17 protein-coding genes and 1 pseudogene are annotated in these 15,953 nt (G+C 68.0%); 8 read left to right on the top strand and 10 right to left on the bottom strand.

Features of this window, described 5'->3' with window-relative positions:
- Positions 1–6: 6 nt before the first annotated feature.
- Positions 7–624: a histidine phosphatase family protein gene (locus NDI65_RS14895; RefSeq protein ID WP_310893800.1), complete on the bottom strand. Its 618-nt coding sequence runs from the start codon at positions 622–624 to the stop codon at positions 7–9.
- A gap of 91 nt (positions 625–715) precedes the next feature.
- On the opposite strand from NDI65_RS14895, the gene NDI65_RS14890 reads away from it, so the two are divergent.
- Together NDI65_RS14890 and NDI65_RS14885 are read left to right on the top strand one after the other, a co-directional pair.
- Positions 716–1,456, top strand: a complete 741-nt coding sequence (locus NDI65_RS14890; protein WP_007275890.1) for a tetratricopeptide repeat protein — start codon at positions 716–718, stop codon at positions 1,454–1,456.
- The gene (locus NDI65_RS14885; RefSeq protein WP_004968868.1) at positions 1,457–1,759 is read left to right on the top strand and encodes a DUF424 family protein; all 303 of its coding nucleotides are present in this window, start codon (positions 1,457–1,459) and stop codon (positions 1,757–1,759) included.
- A gap of 44 nt (positions 1,760–1,803) precedes the next feature.
- On the opposite strand, the gene NDI65_RS14880 is transcribed toward NDI65_RS14885, so the two are convergent.
- Entirely contained in the window at positions 1,804–2,850 is a 1,047-nt protein-coding gene (locus NDI65_RS14880; RefSeq protein WP_310893799.1) for an ATP-binding protein, read from the bottom strand.
- Between the two features lie 197 nt (positions 2,851–3,047).
- Between NDI65_RS14880 and sufS the strand changes: the two genes are divergently transcribed.
- From sufS to sufU, 3 genes are all read left to right on the top strand, one after another.
- Positions 3,048–4,322: a bifunctional cysteine desulfurase/selenocysteine lyase SufS gene (sufS, locus tag NDI65_RS14875; protein WP_226908693.1), complete on the top strand. Its 1,275-nt coding sequence runs from the start codon at positions 3,048–3,050 to the stop codon at positions 4,320–4,322.
- 74 nt (positions 4,323–4,396) lie between these two features.
- On the top strand, positions 4,397–4,984 hold the full coding sequence (locus NDI65_RS14870) for a mechanosensitive ion channel domain-containing protein (RefSeq protein ID WP_310893798.1): 588 nt from the start codon (positions 4,397–4,399) through the stop codon (positions 4,982–4,984).
- Between the two features lie 72 nt (positions 4,985–5,056).
- The gene (gene sufU / locus NDI65_RS14865) at positions 5,057–5,485 is read left to right on the top strand and encodes a Fe-S cluster assembly sulfur transfer protein SufU (RefSeq protein WP_089777204.1); all 429 of its coding nucleotides are present in this window, start codon (positions 5,057–5,059) and stop codon (positions 5,483–5,485) included.
- 47 nt (positions 5,486–5,532) lie between these two features.
- Here sufU and NDI65_RS14860 read toward each other — a convergent pair whose 3' ends face one another.
- The 5 genes and pseudogenes from NDI65_RS14860 to htpX all read right to left on the bottom strand — a co-directional run bounded on the left by NDI65_RS14860 (position 5,533) and on the right by htpX (position 10,080).
- Positions 5,533–5,946, bottom strand: coding sequence for a DUF1641 domain-containing protein (locus tag NDI65_RS14860; RefSeq protein WP_089777309.1), 414 nt, complete (start codon positions 5,944–5,946; stop codon positions 5,533–5,535).
- A gap of 10 nt (positions 5,947–5,956) precedes the next feature.
- Positions 5,957–7,101: pseudogene (locus tag NDI65_RS14855) on the bottom strand (FAD/NAD(P)-binding oxidoreductase).
- A gap of 193 nt (positions 7,102–7,294) precedes the next feature.
- Positions 7,295–8,326 (bottom strand): DNA repair and recombination protein RadA, encoded by a 1,032-nt coding sequence (radA, locus tag NDI65_RS14850; RefSeq protein WP_089777203.1) that lies wholly within the window; start codon positions 8,324–8,326, stop codon positions 7,295–7,297.
- 260 nt (positions 8,327–8,586) lie between these two features.
- The gene (locus NDI65_RS14845; RefSeq protein ID WP_089777202.1) at positions 8,587–9,192 is read right to left on the bottom strand and encodes a hypothetical protein; all 606 of its coding nucleotides are present in this window, start codon (positions 9,190–9,192) and stop codon (positions 8,587–8,589) included.
- A 6-nt stretch (positions 9,193–9,198) separates the two neighbouring features.
- The gene (gene htpX / locus NDI65_RS14840; protein WP_089777201.1) at positions 9,199–10,080 is read right to left on the bottom strand and encodes a zinc metalloprotease HtpX; all 882 of its coding nucleotides are present in this window, start codon (positions 10,078–10,080) and stop codon (positions 9,199–9,201) included.
- 124 nt (positions 10,081–10,204) lie between these two features.
- On the opposite strand from htpX, the gene NDI65_RS14835 reads away from it, so the two are divergent.
- Positions 10,205–10,846, top strand: coding sequence for a phosphoribosyltransferase family protein (locus tag NDI65_RS14835; protein WP_089777200.1), 642 nt, complete (start codon positions 10,205–10,207; stop codon positions 10,844–10,846).
- A gap of 37 nt (positions 10,847–10,883) precedes the next feature.
- Positions 10,884–12,014: a 60S ribosomal export protein NMD3 gene (locus NDI65_RS14830; RefSeq protein ID WP_089777199.1), complete on the top strand. Its 1,131-nt coding sequence runs from the start codon at positions 10,884–10,886 to the stop codon at positions 12,012–12,014.
- A 130-nt stretch (positions 12,015–12,144) separates the two neighbouring features.
- On the opposite strand, the gene NDI65_RS14825 is transcribed toward NDI65_RS14830, so the two are convergent.
- From NDI65_RS14825 to NDI65_RS14815, 3 genes are all read right to left on the bottom strand, one after another.
- Positions 12,145–12,339 (bottom strand): UPF0175 family protein, encoded by a 195-nt coding sequence (locus NDI65_RS14825; protein WP_089777198.1) that lies wholly within the window; start codon positions 12,337–12,339, stop codon positions 12,145–12,147.
- Positions 12,340–12,743: 404 nt separating this feature from the next.
- Positions 12,744–14,660, bottom strand: coding sequence for an ATP-dependent DNA helicase (locus NDI65_RS14820; protein WP_089777197.1), 1,917 nt, complete (start codon positions 14,658–14,660; stop codon positions 12,744–12,746).
- A gap of 81 nt (positions 14,661–14,741) precedes the next feature.
- Complete coding sequence (locus NDI65_RS14815; protein WP_004045177.1) at positions 14,742–14,945, bottom strand: hypothetical protein; 204 nt, start codon at positions 14,943–14,945, stop codon at positions 14,742–14,744.
- Positions 14,946–15,062: 117 nt separating this feature from the next.
- Between NDI65_RS14815 and NDI65_RS14810 the strand changes: the two genes are divergently transcribed.
- Positions 15,063–15,947 (top strand): YkgJ family cysteine cluster protein, encoded by an 885-nt coding sequence (locus NDI65_RS14810; RefSeq protein WP_089777196.1) that lies wholly within the window; start codon positions 15,063–15,065, stop codon positions 15,945–15,947.
- The last annotated feature ends 6 nt before the right edge of the window (positions 15,948–15,953 follow it).

Genomic DNA, 15,953 nt, shown 5'->3' with positions numbered 1-15,953 from the left:
CGGACGTTAACGTTCCGCCGGGTCGCGGTCGGCGTCGCCCTCGCGGGCGGCCTCCTCGGGCGTCCACGTCCGGGCGATGCTGAACGCCTCGCCGTCCACGAACGTCACCTCGTACACGTCGGGCGTCGTCAGCCCCGTCCAGAACTCGCGGCCGTAGCGCGGGTCGTAGGCGTTGAACACGAGCGCCATGAGCGTGGCGTGGGTGCCGACGACGACGTGGCGGTCGGGGTACGCCTCGACGAGGCGGCCGACGGCGGCGACGCCGCGGGCCTGCGCCTCGGCGTGGGACTCGCCGCCGGGGTGGGACGCGTTCGGGTTCGCCCAGAGGTGTTCGACGGCCTCGTCGAACTCTTCGACCGGCGATTCCGCGAGTTCGCGTTCTCTGAGGTCGTCGTCGACGATGAGCGGGGCGTCCGCCGCGTCGGCGACGCCCTCGACGGTCGCACGGGCGCGCTCGGCGGGGCTGGTGGCGACCACGTCCGCGAGGTCGGCGAGGCGGGCGGTGACGCGCGCCGCGTCGCGGCGCCCGCGGCGCGAGAGGCCGCGGGCGCGCTCGGCGTCGGGAACGGACGGAGCGTGGGCGTGCCGGACGAACGACACGACCGTCGTCGGGGGCGCGGACATTCGGAGACGCTCGCCCGCGGGAGGCCAAAAAGCGGTCGGTGTCGTCCCGCTGACGTAGCGTTTAACCGCCGTGACGCCCAAGCGCGGCTATATGACCGACGACGGCAAGCGACCCCACCGCTTCTCAGAGGGGCAGGGGTTCGACGAGGACTACTCCGACTTCTCGCTCGACCCGCCCGAACTCTCGGTGGACCCGACGAAGGTCGACCCGGTCGACTCGCGCGTCCTGACCGACATCCTCGACCAGCGGAACATCGACCCCGAGGACGTCGACATCGAGAAACTGCTCGACGTGGCGCTCTCGTACATGCAGATAAACCGCTTCGAGGAGGCCACAGGAGCGTTCGAGCGCGTCGCCCGGTTCGCCGGCGACGACGACGACATCGCCCAGGAGGCGTGGGTCAACAAGGGCGCGGCCCACGGCCAACTCGAAGAGTGGGACGAGGCCATCGGCTCCTACCAGGAGGCGCTCAAGCTCGACGACGACAGCGAGCACGCCGCGACGGCCCACACCAACCTCGCGTACGCGCTCTGGGAGGCCGGCCAGACGGCCGACGCGCTCGACCACGCGGAGCGCGCCGTCGAACTCGACCCGCGCTTCCCGCAGGCGTGGTACAACCGCGGCTTCTTCCTCCACGAGCGCGGCCTCAACGAGGACGCCGTCAACGCCTTCGACAACGCCATCCGCCTCGGGATGCGCACCCCCGGCGTCCACGAGGAGAAGGCGCGCGCGCTCGAAGAACTCGGCCGCGACGAGGAAGCAGAGCAGGCCCAACAGCAGGCCGACGACCTCCGCGAGCAGGCCGAAGCGGAACTCGTCGAGGAGTACTAGATGCTCCTCCGCGAGCGGGAGACCCCCGAGGGGCTCCTCGTCTCGGTCTGCGACCCCGACTGCATCGGCGAGACCTACACCGACGACGGCGTCTCGCTGGACGTGACGGAGGACTTCTACGGCGGCGACGAGGCCGAGACCGCCGACGAAGACGCCGTCGTGGACAGCCTCACCCGCGCGACCGTCGCCAACATCGTCGGCGAGGAGTCCGTCTCGGTCGCCATCGACGCCGGCCTCGTGGACGAGGAGACCGTCCTCGAAGTCGGCGGCACGCTCCACGCGCAACTGCTCTGGCTCCGCTGAGCCACCGTCGAAAATCAGTTTCTCCGGGTCGCCACGCCGTTCCGTTACGCCGGGCGCTCGACGTCCGTTATCTCGAAGCGAGCGCCGCCGCGTTCGGCCTCGGTGACGGCGACGTCCCAGTCGTGGGCGCGGACGGCCTGCGCGACGATTGACAGGCCGAGGCCGGTCCCCTCCTCGCCCGTGGTGTAGCCGGCCTCGAACACCTCGTCGCGCGCCTCCGCGGCGATACCGACGCCGTCGTCCTCGACGTAGAAGCCCGTAGCGTCGCCGTCGCCGCCGAGCACGCCAACCGTGACGGTCAGGCCGCCATCGTTCGCGCCGTGTTCGACCGAATTCCGAAACAGGTTCTCGAAGACGTGCCCAAGCAGACTCGGGTCCGCGCGGAACTCGAACGAATCGGCGACGACGAGTTCGGCCGAGCCGGTGTCGACGTGCGCCCACGCGGTCGCCGCTCGCGTTTCGAGGTCGACGGTCGACAGCTCCCCGACCGTGTCGTGGCGGGCCAACACGAGCCCGTCGGTGATGATGTCGTCCATCCGGTCGAGCGCGCCGGCGACCTGTTCGAGCCCGTCGGCGTCGACCACCTCGTCGAGGAGCGAGTCGACGTAGCCCACGGCGACAGAAAGCGGGTTTCGGAGGTCGTGGGAGAGCATCCGGGCGAGGTTCTGGAGGCGTTCGGCCTTCTCTTCGGCCTCCAGTTCCGCGCGCTTTCGGTCGGTGATATCGAGGTGCGCAATCTGGACGTAGGTGTCGCCGCCGTCGACGAATCGGGTCGCTCGCATCGTGAACCAGAGGCGCTCGTCGGGCGTTTCGCAGGGATATTCGAAGGAGAACGCCTCCCTGTCGCCGTCGATGACGGCGCGGATACCCTCGCTGGCCGTCGTCGCGTCAGTGGCGCCGCTGAGGTCGCAGACGCCGAGGTAGTTCATGCCGACGGAACTGCTGTCGCCCTGATAGCCGTTTTCGTTGCCGAACTCCCGCCACGCGCGGTTGGTGTAGACGATGACGCCCTCCTCGTCCAGAATCGCGAGTTGCGTCGGGAGCGCGTCGAGGCTCGAAAACGCGAGCGAGGACGAGGTGGCGTTCGACATTAGGTGATAAACGAGCGTGGGCTACTTGATTCGTTTGGGTGAGTGACCGACACGTCGCCGCCGCGTCGCGGTCACGGTCGCCGCCGCGTCACCGTCACCGGCCACAGTTACCGGCTGGCGAAACCGAAATCGGTTTCGAAGCCGCGTGCGGACCGAAGACGTGTTGTGCCTACGGGGGTAACTCACACCCAATGAGAGTGCAGGAGTCGTACCCCGTCGACGTCGACGCCATCCGCGCGGATTTCCCCATCCTCCAGCGGAAGGTCGGCGGCGACATCTCGACGCCGGGTGAACACGACGACGACGACACGCCGCTCGTCTACCTCGACAACGCCGCGACGAGCCACACGCCGGAGCAGGTCGTCGACGCCATCGTCGACTACTACCACGGCTACAACTCGAACGTCCACCGCGGTATCCACCATCTGAGCCAGGAGGCCTCCGTCGCCTACGAGAACGCCCACGACCGCGTCGCGGAGTTCATCGGCGCGTCCGGCGGCCGCGAGGAGGTCGTCTTCACGAAGAACACCACCGAGTCGATGAACCTCGTCGCCTACGCGTGGGGTCTCGACGAACTCGGGCCGGGCGACTCGGTCGTCATGACCGAGATGGAACACCACGCCTCGCTGGTCACGTGGCAACAGATCGCCAAGAAGACCGGTGCCGAAGTGCGCTACATCCGCGTCGACGACGACGGCCGCCTCGACATGGAGCACGCGAAGGAGCTCATCGACGACTCCACGAAGATGGTGTCGGTCGTCCACGTCTCGAACACCCTCGGGACCGTCAACCCGGTCTCCGAACTCGCCGAGATGGCCCACGAGGTCGGAGCCTACGCCTTCGTCGACGGCGCGCAGTCGGTCCCGACCCGCCCGGTCGACGTGGAGGCCATCGACGCCGACTTCTTCGCCTTCTCGGGCCACAAGATGTGCGGCCCGACCGGTATCGGCGCGCTCTACGGCAAACGCGACATCCTCGACGAGATGCAACCGTACCTCTACGGCGGCGAGATGATTCGGAGCGTCACCTACGAGGACTCCACGTGGGAGGACCTCCCGTGGAAGTTCGAGGCCGGCACGCCGCCCATCGCGCAGGGCGTCGGCTTCGCCGCGGCCGTGGACTACCTCGACGACATCGGCATGGAGAACGTCCAGGCCCACGAGGAACTGCTCGCGGAGTACGCCTACGACCGCCTCAGCGAGTTCGACGACATCGAGATTTACGGCCCGCCGGGCGACGACCGCGGCGGCCTCGTCGCGTTCAACCTCGACAGCGTCCACGCCCACGACCTCTCCAGCATCCTCAACGAACAGGGCGTCGCCATCCGCGCCGGCGACCACTGCACCCAGCCGCTCCACGACAAACTCGGCGTCGCGGCCTCGACGCGGGCGTCGTTCTACATCTACAACACGAGAGCGGAAATCGACGCGCTGGTCGACGGTATCGACGCGGCTCGCGAGCTGTTCGCCTGAGTAGTCCGTTTTTCGCGGCGTCTGGGGCGAGGTCGCCCCAATGCCTTTGTCCCGCTGACACGTCGTCGGAGCGTATGCTTCAGTCGCTGACCAGTTTTCTCGTCGAGACGCTCCGGGAGACCGTCGCGGAGTTCGGGACCGCGGTGCAGGACGCCGCGCCGAAGGTGCTCACGGCGGTCGTCTTCCTCGCGCTCGCCTACGTCGGCATCAGGGCGTTGCTGTTCGTCGTCCGCGGCGTGCTCGACGGGCTGTACCCCGAAGAACAGGACCTCGTGGTCGAACTCGGCGTCGCCGTCGCGGGCGTGTTCCTCTGGTTCGGCGCGGCGCTCGCGCTGTTGAACATCGTCGGCATGACGGAAATCGCGGCGAGCCTCGGCACCGCGACCGGCTTCATCGCGCTGGGCGTCTCCTACGCGCTGTCGAACATGATAGCCGACACGGTGGCGGGCGTCGACCTGCTTCGGGACCCCGACTTCAACCCCGGCGACCGGGTGAAAGCCGACCCGGTGACGGGGACGGTCAGCTCCATCGAACTCCGAAAGACGCGCTTCGAGAACGACGAGGGCGACACCGTCGTCGTGGCCAACCGCGACGTCGAAAAGAAGTGGACGAAGTACGACGCGCCGGCGGCGGAAGACGCGTCGGCGTCGGACGCGACGTAAGCGACGAATTCGGCCGAATCGCCGGCCCCGGAATCCTTTTACGGCGCTCGGGCGTAGCCCCGACGAACACCAATGGGCATTGGCTCAGACATGTATCGTCAGCAGATAATGGACCACTACAAGAACCCCCGGAACCACGGTCGGCTGGAGTCGCCGACGTTCACCCACACCGGGGAGAACCCCTCCTGCGGCGATACGATTACGATGGACGTGCAGCTCGCCGACGACGGCGAGACCATAGAGCGCGTCGCGTTCTCCGGCGATGGCTGTGCCATCAGTCAGGCGTCCGCGAGCATGCTCACCCAGCGACTGCCGGGCACGACGCTCTCGGAGCTGGAAGCGATGGACACCGACGACATCACCGAGATGCTCGGCGTCGACATCTCGCCGATGCGCATCAAGTGCGCCGTGCTCGCGCGACAGGTCGCACAGGACGGCGCGAAGATTCACGACGGCGAGATAGAAATCGAGCGGACGAAGACCGAAGACGGCGACGACTGAGCCGACTTCGGCGCGGCGGTGACCCGGCGAACCGAACGCGGTTCGAGCTATTCCTCTGCCGTCCCCGCGCCGAGCGCCGCCGCCAGCGCGACGAGGTAGCCGAGTCCCGCCTTGACCTCGGGGTCGCGGGTGGCCCGCAGGAGGCCGACCGCGCCCACGGGCGTCGCCTCCGCCTCCTCAGCGTCGCCGACGGCGCGGAGCAGGCGCTTCATCCCGGCGACGGTGTCGGGGTCGGAGGCGTCGTCTGCGACTTCCGCGAGGGAGGTCCCGGTCCGCGCGAGCGACCGGACCATCTCGTCGTCGAGCGCGCCGACGCCGAGTTCGAGCACGTCGATGAGGTCGTTGACGAGACCCATTCGCTCGACGAGGAGCGCGACCTCCTCGGGGTTGTTCTCGATGGCCCGCACGAGTTCGTCGGGTACCTGCTGTTCGGTCGTCGTGGTAGGTTCGTGGTCCTGCATTTGTCTCACCTCAGAGCATCCCCCTGGCGGTCAGCCAGTACGATTCGTTGTACGCGTGTTTCGCCCAGTGGATGGGCTTCGACGGCTGGCGCATCGTCGCGGGCGTCTCGTAGTCGAACGAGACGAACGACGCCTCGTTGAGGCCGGTCTCGACGAAACAGACGGTCTTGCCGTCGTACCGCTTCGTCGGCGTGCGGCCGCGGACTTCCGCGGCGATTCGCTCCGCGACCGCGAAGGCCTGGAAGTGCGCCGCGCTCCCGGCTTTCGGGATGGGCAGCGCCGCCGTGTCGCCGATGGCGTACACGTCCTCGGCGGCGGTCGCGCGGAGGGTCCGCTGGTCGACGTCGACCCAGCCGGCGTCGCCGAGCCCGGAGTCGACGATGAGTTCGTCGCCGCGGTGCGGCGGGATGCCGACCAGCAGGTCGTAGTCCACCTCCGCGCCGCTTTTCGCCGAGACGACCCGTTCGTCGGGGTCGACGGCGTCGACGACGAAGTCGGTCTCGACGCGGACGCCGCGGTCGGCCAGAATCGGGTCGGCCCACTCGGCGACTTCGGGCTTCCCGTGGCTCCGCTCCATCGGGTACGTGTAGACGAGGTCGGTGTCCTCGCGCAGACCCTGATCCCGGAGCCAGTCGTCCACGATGAACGTGAATTCGAGCGGCGCGGCCGGGCACATGTGGGGCGTCCCGACGACGCTCAACACGAGGCGACCGCCGTCGAACTCCGCGAGCGCGTCGCGGAGCCTTCGGCCCCCTCGGCGCTGTAGAAGTGGTGTGCGCCCTCCCGGAAGCCGGGGACCGCGTCGGGGTCGAGCTTCGCGCCGGTCGCGAGGACGAGCGTGTCGTAGTCGAGCACCTCGTGGCCGTCCTGACAGTAGAGGCGCTTTTCGTCGGTGTCGACGCGGCGGACGCGGTTGGTGACGATGGTCACCCGCTCGTCGACGAGGTCCCGCAGGTCGCGGACGCCGTCCTCCGGCTCCGCGACCCCGAACGGGACGTACAAGAACACCGGCTTGTAGACGTGCTTCGTGTCGTCCGAAACCAGCGTCACCTCCACGTCACCGGCGTCAATCTCCGATTCGAGTTCCTCCGCGAGACGGTTCGAAACGACCGTCCCACCCGTACCACCGCCAACGACTACGATTCGGTTCGTCATGGAGTTCACCTACCTGAACGGTGGGGCGGTGACGGGATAGTATTGTAAGACGTTTCCAAGATTATGGGAACCGAGAGACGGCGCGGTCGCTCGGGCGACGGGGGAAGGGGAGAATGTGGGGTGAGACGGAGGGCGTGTGGGGGAACGGGGACCGCGGAGTCGTGTGAAGTCGGCCGACCGACCGAGCGTCGGCTTACTCGGGCTTGAGACCGGCGTCCTGCACGCGCATGATGGCCTCGCCGTCGGCGAGGTTCGGCGCGTCAACGAGGCGGACGATACGCTTGTCGCCCTTGGACTTGCGGAGGTAGATGCGGAACGTCGAGGTGTGGCCGAGGATGTTACCGCCGATGGGCTGAGTCGGGTCGCCGAAGTAGGAGTCGGGGTTCGACGCGACCTGATTCGTCACGAGGATGCCCGTGTTGAACAGGTCGCCGATGCGCATCAGGTCGTGGAGGTGCTTGTTGAGCTTCTGCTGGCGCTCCGCGAGTTCGCCGCGGCCGACGTACTCGGCGCGGAAGTGGGCGGTGAGCGAGTCCACACAGAGGAGACGGACCGGCCACTCGGTGTCCTCGTGTTCGCCGGCGAGCTCCTTGGCCTTCTCGGCGAGGAGAATCTGGTGGTTGGAGTTGAACGCCTTGGCGACGTGAATCTTGTCGAGGAAGTCGTCGACGAGCGCCTTCATCGTCTCCTCGTCGTCGATGGAGCCCTCCATGTCGCGGTCTTCGAGCGTCGCTTCGAGCGCCTCGTCTTCGAGGCCGCGGACCATGTCGTCGATACGCTCGGGGCGGAACGTGTCCTCGGAGTCGATGAAGATACAGCCGCCGCCGAGGCCGCCGAGTTCCGGCGGGAGCTGGACGTTGACCGCGAGCTGGTGGGTGATCTGGGACTTCCCGGCACCGAACTCGCCGTACACCTCGGTGATGGACTGCGTTTCGAGGCCGCCGCCGAGGAGTTCGTCCACTTCGTCGATCTGCCAGCTCAGCTTGCCGATCTGCTGGCGTCGTTCGAGGACCATCGAGCCGGTCTCGAAGCCGCCCACGTCGGCCGCGTCGCGGGCCGCGTTGATGATGTCGGAGGCCGTGCTGGAGCCGATGTCGGCCTTGTTCGACAGCTCGCCGGGGCTGGCGACCGCGATGGACTGATAGCTGTCGTAGCCGGTGTCGGTGAGCTTGTCGGCCGTCGCCGGGCCGACGCCGGGGAGACTTTCGAGGTCGTCTTCTGCCATACCCAGTCGTTCCGCCTATACCCTCATAAACCCTCGTTAACAGCGAAGTGAAAGTGAAAACGGGCGACGCGGTGGGGTCGGAAATCAGGTCGGTGCGGAGGTTCAAGCGCGATGTCGCGGGAACTGGGACGGACGGAGGAGAGACTGAGCGGGTTCCGAACTCGGCTGAGAGCGCGGGCCGGCGCGAAAGTAGAACCGAACAGAACGGGAGGGGAACGGGGACCGACTACGAGGGAGTCAGGAACGCCGGAGGCGCGCGGTCACTCCCACGGGTGGCCGTTCGGCGTCGAGGGCCACAGCGGGTACCAGTAGCTCTCGTCGTCCTCTATCTCCAGTTCGCCGTCGAGGACGGATTCGAGTTTGAACTCCAGGCTCTGGTTCCGCGACGAGGTGCCCTGCGGGGCGAAGGGGTAGTACGCACCGCGGCGGAACGAGTAAATCCAGTAGGCGCGGTCGCCGTCGCGCTCGAAGCCGAACAGGGCGGCGAGCAGGCGCGACCCGTAGCCGCGCTCGATGAACTCGTCGGCGGCGAAGTGGACGCTCGTCACGAGGTCCTCGGGGTCGTCGTCGGCGAGGACGACCCAGTTGTAGCCGTGGCCGTCGGTGTGCCGGCGGAACTCGGTGCCCGTCTCCTCGCTTCCGGCGGTGAGGATGTCCTCCACGGCGTCGACGGTGTCGGCGAAGTCGGTGCTGTCGACGGAGGAGAAACACAGCGCCGCCTCGTCGGCCGAGTCGAATCGGAGGTCCGCCTCCATCGTGAGGTACGCCGTGCTCATCCCGAAGAGGTCCTCGGGGTCCGCTTTCGTGGTCGCGTCGGACTCGGCGCTGATGCCGAGCACGGCGCGGAATGAATCGAACAGCCCCATCGGCGCTTAGACGGTCTCCATCTCGCGCTCCATGTCGCGGAGGCGCTCGACGCGGTTCTCGGTGGAGGGGTGAGTGCTGAACAGGCGACCGATGAAGTCGGACTTGATGGGGATGATGAAGAACGCGTTCATCTCCGAGGAGTCGCGCATGTCGCGCTTCGGGACGTTGTCCATCCGGCCCGAAATCTTGAGGAGCGCGGACGCCAGCGCCGAGGGACGGCCGGTGATGACGGCGGCCCCGCGGTCGGCGGCGTACTCGCGGTACCGCGAGAGCGCCCGAATCAGGAGGTACGAGATGATCCAGACGACGAGCGACGCGATGATGGCGACGATGACCGGCACGTTCTGTCGGTTGTCGTCGCCGCCGAAGAGCCAGCCCCAGCGGACGATGAGGAAGGCGATACTGGAGAGGAACGACGCGATGGTCATGACCATCACGTCGCGGTTCTTCACGTGCGCGAGTTCGTGGGCGATGACGCCCTCCAACTCGTCGTCGTCGAGAGTGTCCATCAGGCCGGTCGTGACGCAGACGGCCGAACTCTTCTGGGAGCGGCCCGTCGCGAAGGCGTTCGGGACGCGCGTGTCGGCGATGGCGACCTTCGGCTTCGGGAGGTCAGCCTGCTGAGAGAGGCGACCGACCATCGCGTGGAGCTTGCGCGCCTGCGGGCCGTCGTCCTCGTCGACGACGCTCGCACCCATGCTGTACAGCGCGATTTTGTCGCTGAAGAAGAACTGCGCGAAGAGGAAGATGGCCATGAACCCGACAACTACGCTCAGGTTCGTGAAGTACCACGCCAACACCCCCGCGAAGACGATGTAGAGGGCGAACAGGAGGAACATCGTGAGCGCCATCCGCCCGCGAAGTCCCCAGTCCGGTTTCCAGTTCATACCACCTGATTAGTAATCCGGCTAATAAACGCTGTTGGAGTGCGAAGGAGTCGCACGCGACCGTCCGACTCGTGAAGAATCGGGACACACCGTTTTGCCGCGGGAGCGCGTAGTTCCGGGTGACATGTTCGCCGATAGGGAAGACGCGGGCCGCCGGCTGGCGGACCTGCTCGACGGGAGAGAAGAGACGGCGGACCTCGTGTTGGCCATCCCGCGGGGCGGCCTCCCCGTCGGCAGGGAGGTCGCGGACCGCCTCAGAGCCCCGCTCGACGTGGTTGTCGCGTCCAAGGTCGGCGCGCCGGGCAACCCCGAACTAGCCGTGGGGGCGGTCGCCGGCGACGGGAGCGCCTGGTGGAACGAGGACCTCCTTTCGTATCTCGACGTGGGCGACGACTACCTCGACCGCGAGCGCGAGCGCGAGGCCGAGGCGGCCAGAGAGAAGGTGTCGCTGTACCGCGGCGGCGACCCGCTTCCCGACGTGGCCGGAAAGCGCGTGGTCGTCGTCGACGACGGCGTCGCCACGGGCGCGACCGCCCGCGCGTGCCTGCGGCAGGTCGTCGCGGGAGGCGCAGACCGCGTCGTTCTCGCGGTGCCGGTCGGGCCGCCGAACACCCTCTCGGACCTCGAAGCCGAGTGCGACGCGGTCGTCGCGGTCGAGTCGCCGGAGGCGTTCGGGGCCGTCGGCGCGTTCTACCGCGACTTCGCGCAGGTGTCCGACGAGGAGGCCGCGTCGTACCTGCGCGACGGGGGCGACGGCGAGCCGTGACGCCGAACTTAAGCGGTCGAACGGACTAGAGCCGCCAATGAGCGAATCCCGCGACTTCTGCCCTCGGTGCGGCGACCCGGTTCCGGAGCGGCCGGAACCGCTCCCCGGGATGCCGCGCGAGCGAGACGACGTGCTCTGTGACTCGTGTTACTTCGAGGACTTCGACCTCGTGGACGCGCCCGACGAGGTGCAGGTCCGCGTCTGCGCGCAGTGCGGCGCGATTCACCGGGGCAACCGGTGGGTCGACGTCGGCGCGCGCGACTACACCGACATCGCCATCGAGGAGGTTTCGAACTCCCTCGGCGTCCACCTCAACGCGGAGGAGGTCCGCTGGGGCGTCGAACCCGAGCAGGTCGACCAGAACAACATCCGGATGCACTGCCACTTCTCGGGCGTCGTCCGCGGCACGCCGCTGGAAGAGTCCGTCGTCGTCCCGGTGAGCATCGCCCGCGAGACCTGCCAGCGCTGCGGCCGCATCGCCGGCGGCTACTTCGCCAGCCTCGTGCAGGTCCGCGCCGACGACCGAACGCCGACGACGGAGGAGGCCGAGACGGCCATCGAAATCGCCGAGTCCTACATCGCCGAACGCGAGGACAAAGGCGACCGCAACGCCTTCATCACCGAGGTGAACCGGACGCCGGACGGCCCGAACATCAAGATATCGACCAACCAGATGGGAAGCGGCGTCGCGAAGCAGATTCGCGAGCGCTTCGGCGGCACCATCGAGGAACACCCGACGCTCGTCACGGAAGACGGCGACGGCAACGAGGTCTACCGCGTCACCTTCGTCGCCCGCCTGCCGCGGTACACCGCCGGCGACGTCATCGACCCCGAGGACGGCGACGGCCCGGTGCTGGTGCGGAGCAACCGCGGGCGACTCAAGGGGACGCGACTCACCTCCGGCGACCCCTACGAGTCGGAGTTCGAGGAGGGCGAGCGCCCCGAGGCCGAGGACCTCGGCTCCGTCGAGGACGCAGAAGAGACCACCGTCGTCACCGTCGAGGACGAACACGCCGTGCAGGTGCTCGACCCCGAGACGTACGAGGCGAAGACCATCCCGCGGCCGGACTACTTCGACCCCGACGCCGCGATGGTACCGGTCCTCAAGAGCCGGTCGGGACTGCACATCCTCCCCGAGGAAGTCGTCGAGGGCGAAGGCGAGGAGTAAGCCGCCCAAGGAGGAGAGACGGACCGCGGTTGCGACGGCGTTTGCGTTTTTACGAATCGTGAGCGGTCCGGCAACGAAACGCGAAAAGCGGTCGCTCAGGAACGGGAGATAATCGAACGACGGAGCAGAATCAGTCGGCGCTGGCCGGCCGGTCCGCAGAGAGGGACGCGGTCGGCGCGTCGTCTTCGTGCACGGGCACGCCGTGGCGCTGGAGGGCGAGGAGCAGGTCGTCTTCGGAGTAGCCGGAGCGAGCGGCCGCCTGCGAGAGTGTGAGTGCCCCACTACGATACAGTGTCATCGCCGTGGCGAGTGCGTTGGTGTGCATGGCCGATACTCCATCATTCAGGGGCATTGGTGTTAACTATTTCGTGAGAAAGCGTGTCAAAGACAAAGTTAGGTGAACTATAGCTTTACATGCGTCACCAAATATCCGAGACTCGTTCGTCAAACAGCTAAGACCATTAACAATCATTGAGGAAATGTATCGGAGGCGGCGACTCTCTTGGACACTGTGGCGATTTTTGCCGTTCAGACGGGACGTAATGGCATGACACCATCGGGGCGACCCGCCGACCGAAACGCGGTTATCACCCGTGGAAATCGGTTCAGAAACGTTAATTACCGGCCGGCCGACGCACGCCCATGGACAGACAGCAGTTCCTCGCGCTGACGCTCGTCGCGCTCATGATCGGGTCGTCGCTGTTCTCCGCGGCCGCGTTCGTCCTGTAGTCACTCGCCCCACACGTCGGAAAGCGGGTGGTTGCTCCGGCCGCCGTCGTCGGAGTCGCCGGACGAGCGGCCACCGCTACGGCCACCGGAACCGCCGGCCGACGCGCCGCCGGAGCCGCCCGCACGACTTCCCGAGGACCCCGAACCGCGAGTCGAGTCGCGCCGCGAACCGGAGCCCGAGCCGGACCCGGACGTACCGGACGACCGACTCGCCGAGCCGCCGAGGTTCGCGGTCCCGCCGGTCGCGTTACCCGCGTTGCCTCCGCGGCCGCCGGCCGCGACGGGGTCGAACTCGGGGAGGTCCGGTTTCGTCATCCGGTCGACCTGCGCGGCGAACCAGTCGGGCATGTCCGTCCGCGTCTTGTCGAACAGTTGGAGCAGGCTGCTGTCGGCGACGTAGGTGTCGCCGTAGTCGTCGGGCGCGCGCACGACCCGGCCGCACGCCTGAATCACGGTCCGGAGGGCGGCGCGGCGGTACCACGCCCACTGGCCGTCTTCGAGGCGACGGGCGACTCTGGAGTCGTTCGTGTTGAGATAGGGCGCTTTGCAGAGCACCTGCCAGCGACAGAGGTCGCCCTTCAGGTCCAGCGCCTCCTCCATCTTCACCGAGAGGAACACCTCCGGGCGGTCGGTCGCCTTCCACGTCTCCAGTTCGACGTTTCGGTCGTCGCGGTCGTGGCCGCGGACGCGGTTGCCGAGGCCCATCTCGGCGAGGCGGCGGCGAAGCTCAGCCTGAATCGCATACGAGTGGCAGTGAATCAGCCCCTTCTCGTCGGGGTGTTTCGCCATCAGGCGAACGGCGAGCCGGGCGATTTTGGGCAGCGTCTCGTCCCGGTGCTCGTAGGTCATCTTCCCCTGTGTCACGTCGTACAGCGGCCGGTTCTCGACGGGGAAGGTGTGTTCGACGTCCACGAGCGCGACCTTCGAGGGGTCGAGGCCGACCGAGCGGCAGAACGCCGCCTTGTTGAGGATGGTCGCCGACAGGAGCGCGAACTTGTTCCCGCGGTCCCAGACGGTGTGTTTGAGGTACTTCGCGGGGTCGAGCGGCTTGATGGCGATGGGCGACCCCTCGCCGTCGTGCTGGTCGACGACCCACGTCGTCGGGCTCTGGGGGTCGCGGTAGTCCTCGACGAACCACTGCAGTTCGCCGATGAGTTCCTGCAGGCGGTCGCGGCGGGCGGCCTCCTCGGGCGTCAGTTCGGACTTCGTCAGCAACTCGTCTTTCTCGCGCTTGCAGACGCCGACGAGCGCCTCCGCGAAGCGCGAGGCGCGCTCGACGGGGTCGCCCGCGGCCGCCACGTCGGGGACGCCGATGTCGTCCCACACCGGCACGGTCCGGGGCTTCAGGTCGATAGTCGCGTACATCTCGGCCCACTCGGCCAGCCCGTGGGCCTCGTCGACGACGACCACGTCGCGCTTTCTGAACACGTCGGAGCCGGCGGTCTGCATGAAGTACGCGAGCGTCATCGCCGCGATTTGGCGGTTCGACGCGATAGCGCGGTCGGAGAAGTACGGACAGCGGTGCCGGACCGAGCAGTCGAAGCCGCGCTTGCGGGCGCAGGGGGCGCGGTCGACGGGGGTGTCTTCCTCCCCGCGGATGATGCAGTTGTAGTTGGACTTACCGCGGATTATCTTGAGGTCCGAAAGCAGGTCGTCCTCGGCCACGTCGTCCAGTTGCGACACCTGCGGGGTCGTGTAGTAGGCGTCGGTCGCCTGCGCGGGCGAGGTCTCGTCGACGGTCGCCGCCGACCCCGCGATGGCGCGGGCGAGAAGCGACTTCCCGCTCCCGGTCGGCGCGCGGACCAAGACCACGTCGTTGCCGTCGGCGAAGGCGTCGCGGATGTCGCGCAGGGCCCGCTCCTGCGCGCCGCGGAAACTGGGAGCCGGAAACGAGTCGATGATGCGCGACGGGTCCACGGTCGATGGAGTCCTCGGACGGGCCTAAATCCACCGCTCCGGGGTGCGGTCGCGGCATCGCCGGACCCGAGAAAGCCGAGCCTAAAGCGCCGCCACGTCCTCGGCCGTCGGTTCGCGGTCGCCCGGGAGTCGCTCCATGCAGTCGAAGCAGAGGAAGTGCTCGGAGCCGTCGACGAGTTCCAGCGTCATCCCGCCGGACGATGAGGTGGGGAAGTTCCAGAGGTCGCCGATACCGCCGGCGATGCGGACGCCCTTCCCGCAGGCGTCGCACGGTTCGGAAGTCATGAGGGAACCGAGGGCCCGAGGCGGCAAAAGCGCCCCGCCGCGTCGCCGGGGACGGAATCGGCCGACACCACCGACCCGCCGGGAGCTTCTTGTCGGTTGGCGTATAATTTTCGTGGCATGCGCGTCGACTGCGAAGGCTGTGCGGGCTGCTGTATCGACTGGCGACCGGTCGCGCCGGTCCCGCTCGACCACGAGCGCCGCGGGCCGCGCGCGCCGCTCGACGACACCTACAACCTCGTCCCGCTGACCCGCGACGAGGTTCGGGATTTCGTCGATGCCGGGCTGGGCGACGTTCTCACCCCGCGGCTGTGGGAGGCGTCGCCGGGCGAGGGCGTCGAAATCGACGGGGTCGAAGTCGCCGCAATCGCCGGGAAGCCGGCGTTCTTCGTCGGCATGCGCAAGCCACCGAAGCCCGTCGGACCGTTCGGACTGGAGCGGACGTGGCTCCGCGCCTGCGCGTTTCTCGACCCCGAGACCCTCCAGTGCCGCATCCACGACACCGAGTTCTACCCCGACGAGTGCGCCGAGTACCCCGGTCACAACCTCGTCCTCGAACAGGAGACCGAGTGCGAGCGCGTCGAGCGACACCACGGCGGCGAGCGCCTGCTCGACGACGCGCCTCCGGACGACCTCCACGGCCTGCTCCTCGGCCCCCACGCCCTCGGCGCGAAGGTGTTCGTCCACCCGGACCCCGAGCGGTTGGCGGGGACTATCGACCACCTCAAAACCCGCGAACTGACGCCGGAGGACCGCGCGGAGTTCGTCGGCGTCGCGGTCGGGTCCCACCCCGGTTCGACCGAGGTCGACGGCGACCGCGCCTCGCGGGCGCGTGCGAAGACGCTCGAAAGCGAGTCGTGGGCGGGAAACGCGGTCGCCGCGTGGGACGCGGTCGCCGGTCGCCTCGGGAGCGCGGCCGACGAGGCACCCGACCCCGACGAGGTCGAAGTCGCTCGCGGCGCGCCGGAGACGCCCGGGTGGGACGCGGTTCGCGGCGACGGCTGAACCGGA

Origin of the sequence: Haloferax sp. S2CR25 (genome assembly GCF_031624535.1) — an archaeon.
GTDB classification, from domain to species: Archaea; Halobacteriota; Halobacteria; order Halobacteriales; family Haloferacaceae; genus Haloferax; species Haloferax massiliensis.
This window is presented reverse-complemented; position numbering and strand designations above follow the sequence as displayed.

Excerpts from the sequence above, each read along its gene's own strand:
- NDI65_RS14870 (WP_310893798.1), top strand. The coding sequence starts at position 4,397 with ATGCTTCAGTCGCTGACCAGTTTTCTCGTCGAGACGCTCCGGGAGACC.
- NDI65_RS14825 (WP_089777198.1), bottom strand. The coding sequence starts at position 12,339 with ATGCACACCAACGCACTCGCCACGGCGATGACACTGTATCGTAGTGGG.
- htpX (WP_089777201.1), bottom strand. The coding sequence starts at position 10,080 with ATGAACTGGAAACCGGACTGGGGACTTCGCGGGCGGATGGCGCTCACG.
- NDI65_RS14860 (WP_089777309.1), bottom strand. The coding sequence starts at position 5,946 with ATGCAGGACCACGAACCTACCACGACGACCGAACAGCAGGTACCCGAC.
- NDI65_RS14885 (WP_004968868.1), top strand. The coding sequence starts at position 1,457 with ATGCTCCTCCGCGAGCGGGAGACCCCCGAGGGGCTCCTCGTCTCGGTC.
- NDI65_RS14895 (WP_310893800.1), bottom strand. The coding sequence starts at position 624 with ATGTCCGCGCCCCCGACGACGGTCGTGTCGTTCGTCCGGCACGCCCAC.
- radA (WP_089777203.1), bottom strand. The coding sequence starts at position 8,326 with ATGGCAGAAGACGACCTCGAAAGTCTCCCCGGCGTCGGCCCGGCGACG.
- NDI65_RS14815 (WP_004045177.1), bottom strand. The coding sequence starts at position 14,945 with ATGACTTCCGAACCGTGCGACGCCTGCGGGAAGGGCGTCCGCATCGCC.
- NDI65_RS14835 (WP_089777200.1), top strand. The coding sequence starts at position 10,205 with ATGTTCGCCGATAGGGAAGACGCGGGCCGCCGGCTGGCGGACCTGCTC.
- NDI65_RS14890 (WP_007275890.1), top strand. The coding sequence starts at position 716 with ATGACCGACGACGGCAAGCGACCCCACCGCTTCTCAGAGGGGCAGGGG.
- NDI65_RS14810 (WP_089777196.1), top strand. The coding sequence starts at position 15,063 with ATGCGCGTCGACTGCGAAGGCTGTGCGGGCTGCTGTATCGACTGGCGA.
- NDI65_RS14830 (WP_089777199.1), top strand. The coding sequence starts at position 10,884 with ATGAGCGAATCCCGCGACTTCTGCCCTCGGTGCGGCGACCCGGTTCCG.
- NDI65_RS14880 (WP_310893799.1), bottom strand. The coding sequence starts at position 2,850 with ATGTCGAACGCCACCTCGTCCTCGCTCGCGTTTTCGAGCCTCGACGCG.
- NDI65_RS14845 (WP_089777202.1), bottom strand. The coding sequence starts at position 9,192 with ATGGGGCTGTTCGATTCATTCCGCGCCGTGCTCGGCATCAGCGCCGAG.
- sufU (WP_089777204.1), top strand. The coding sequence starts at position 5,057 with ATGGGCATTGGCTCAGACATGTATCGTCAGCAGATAATGGACCACTAC.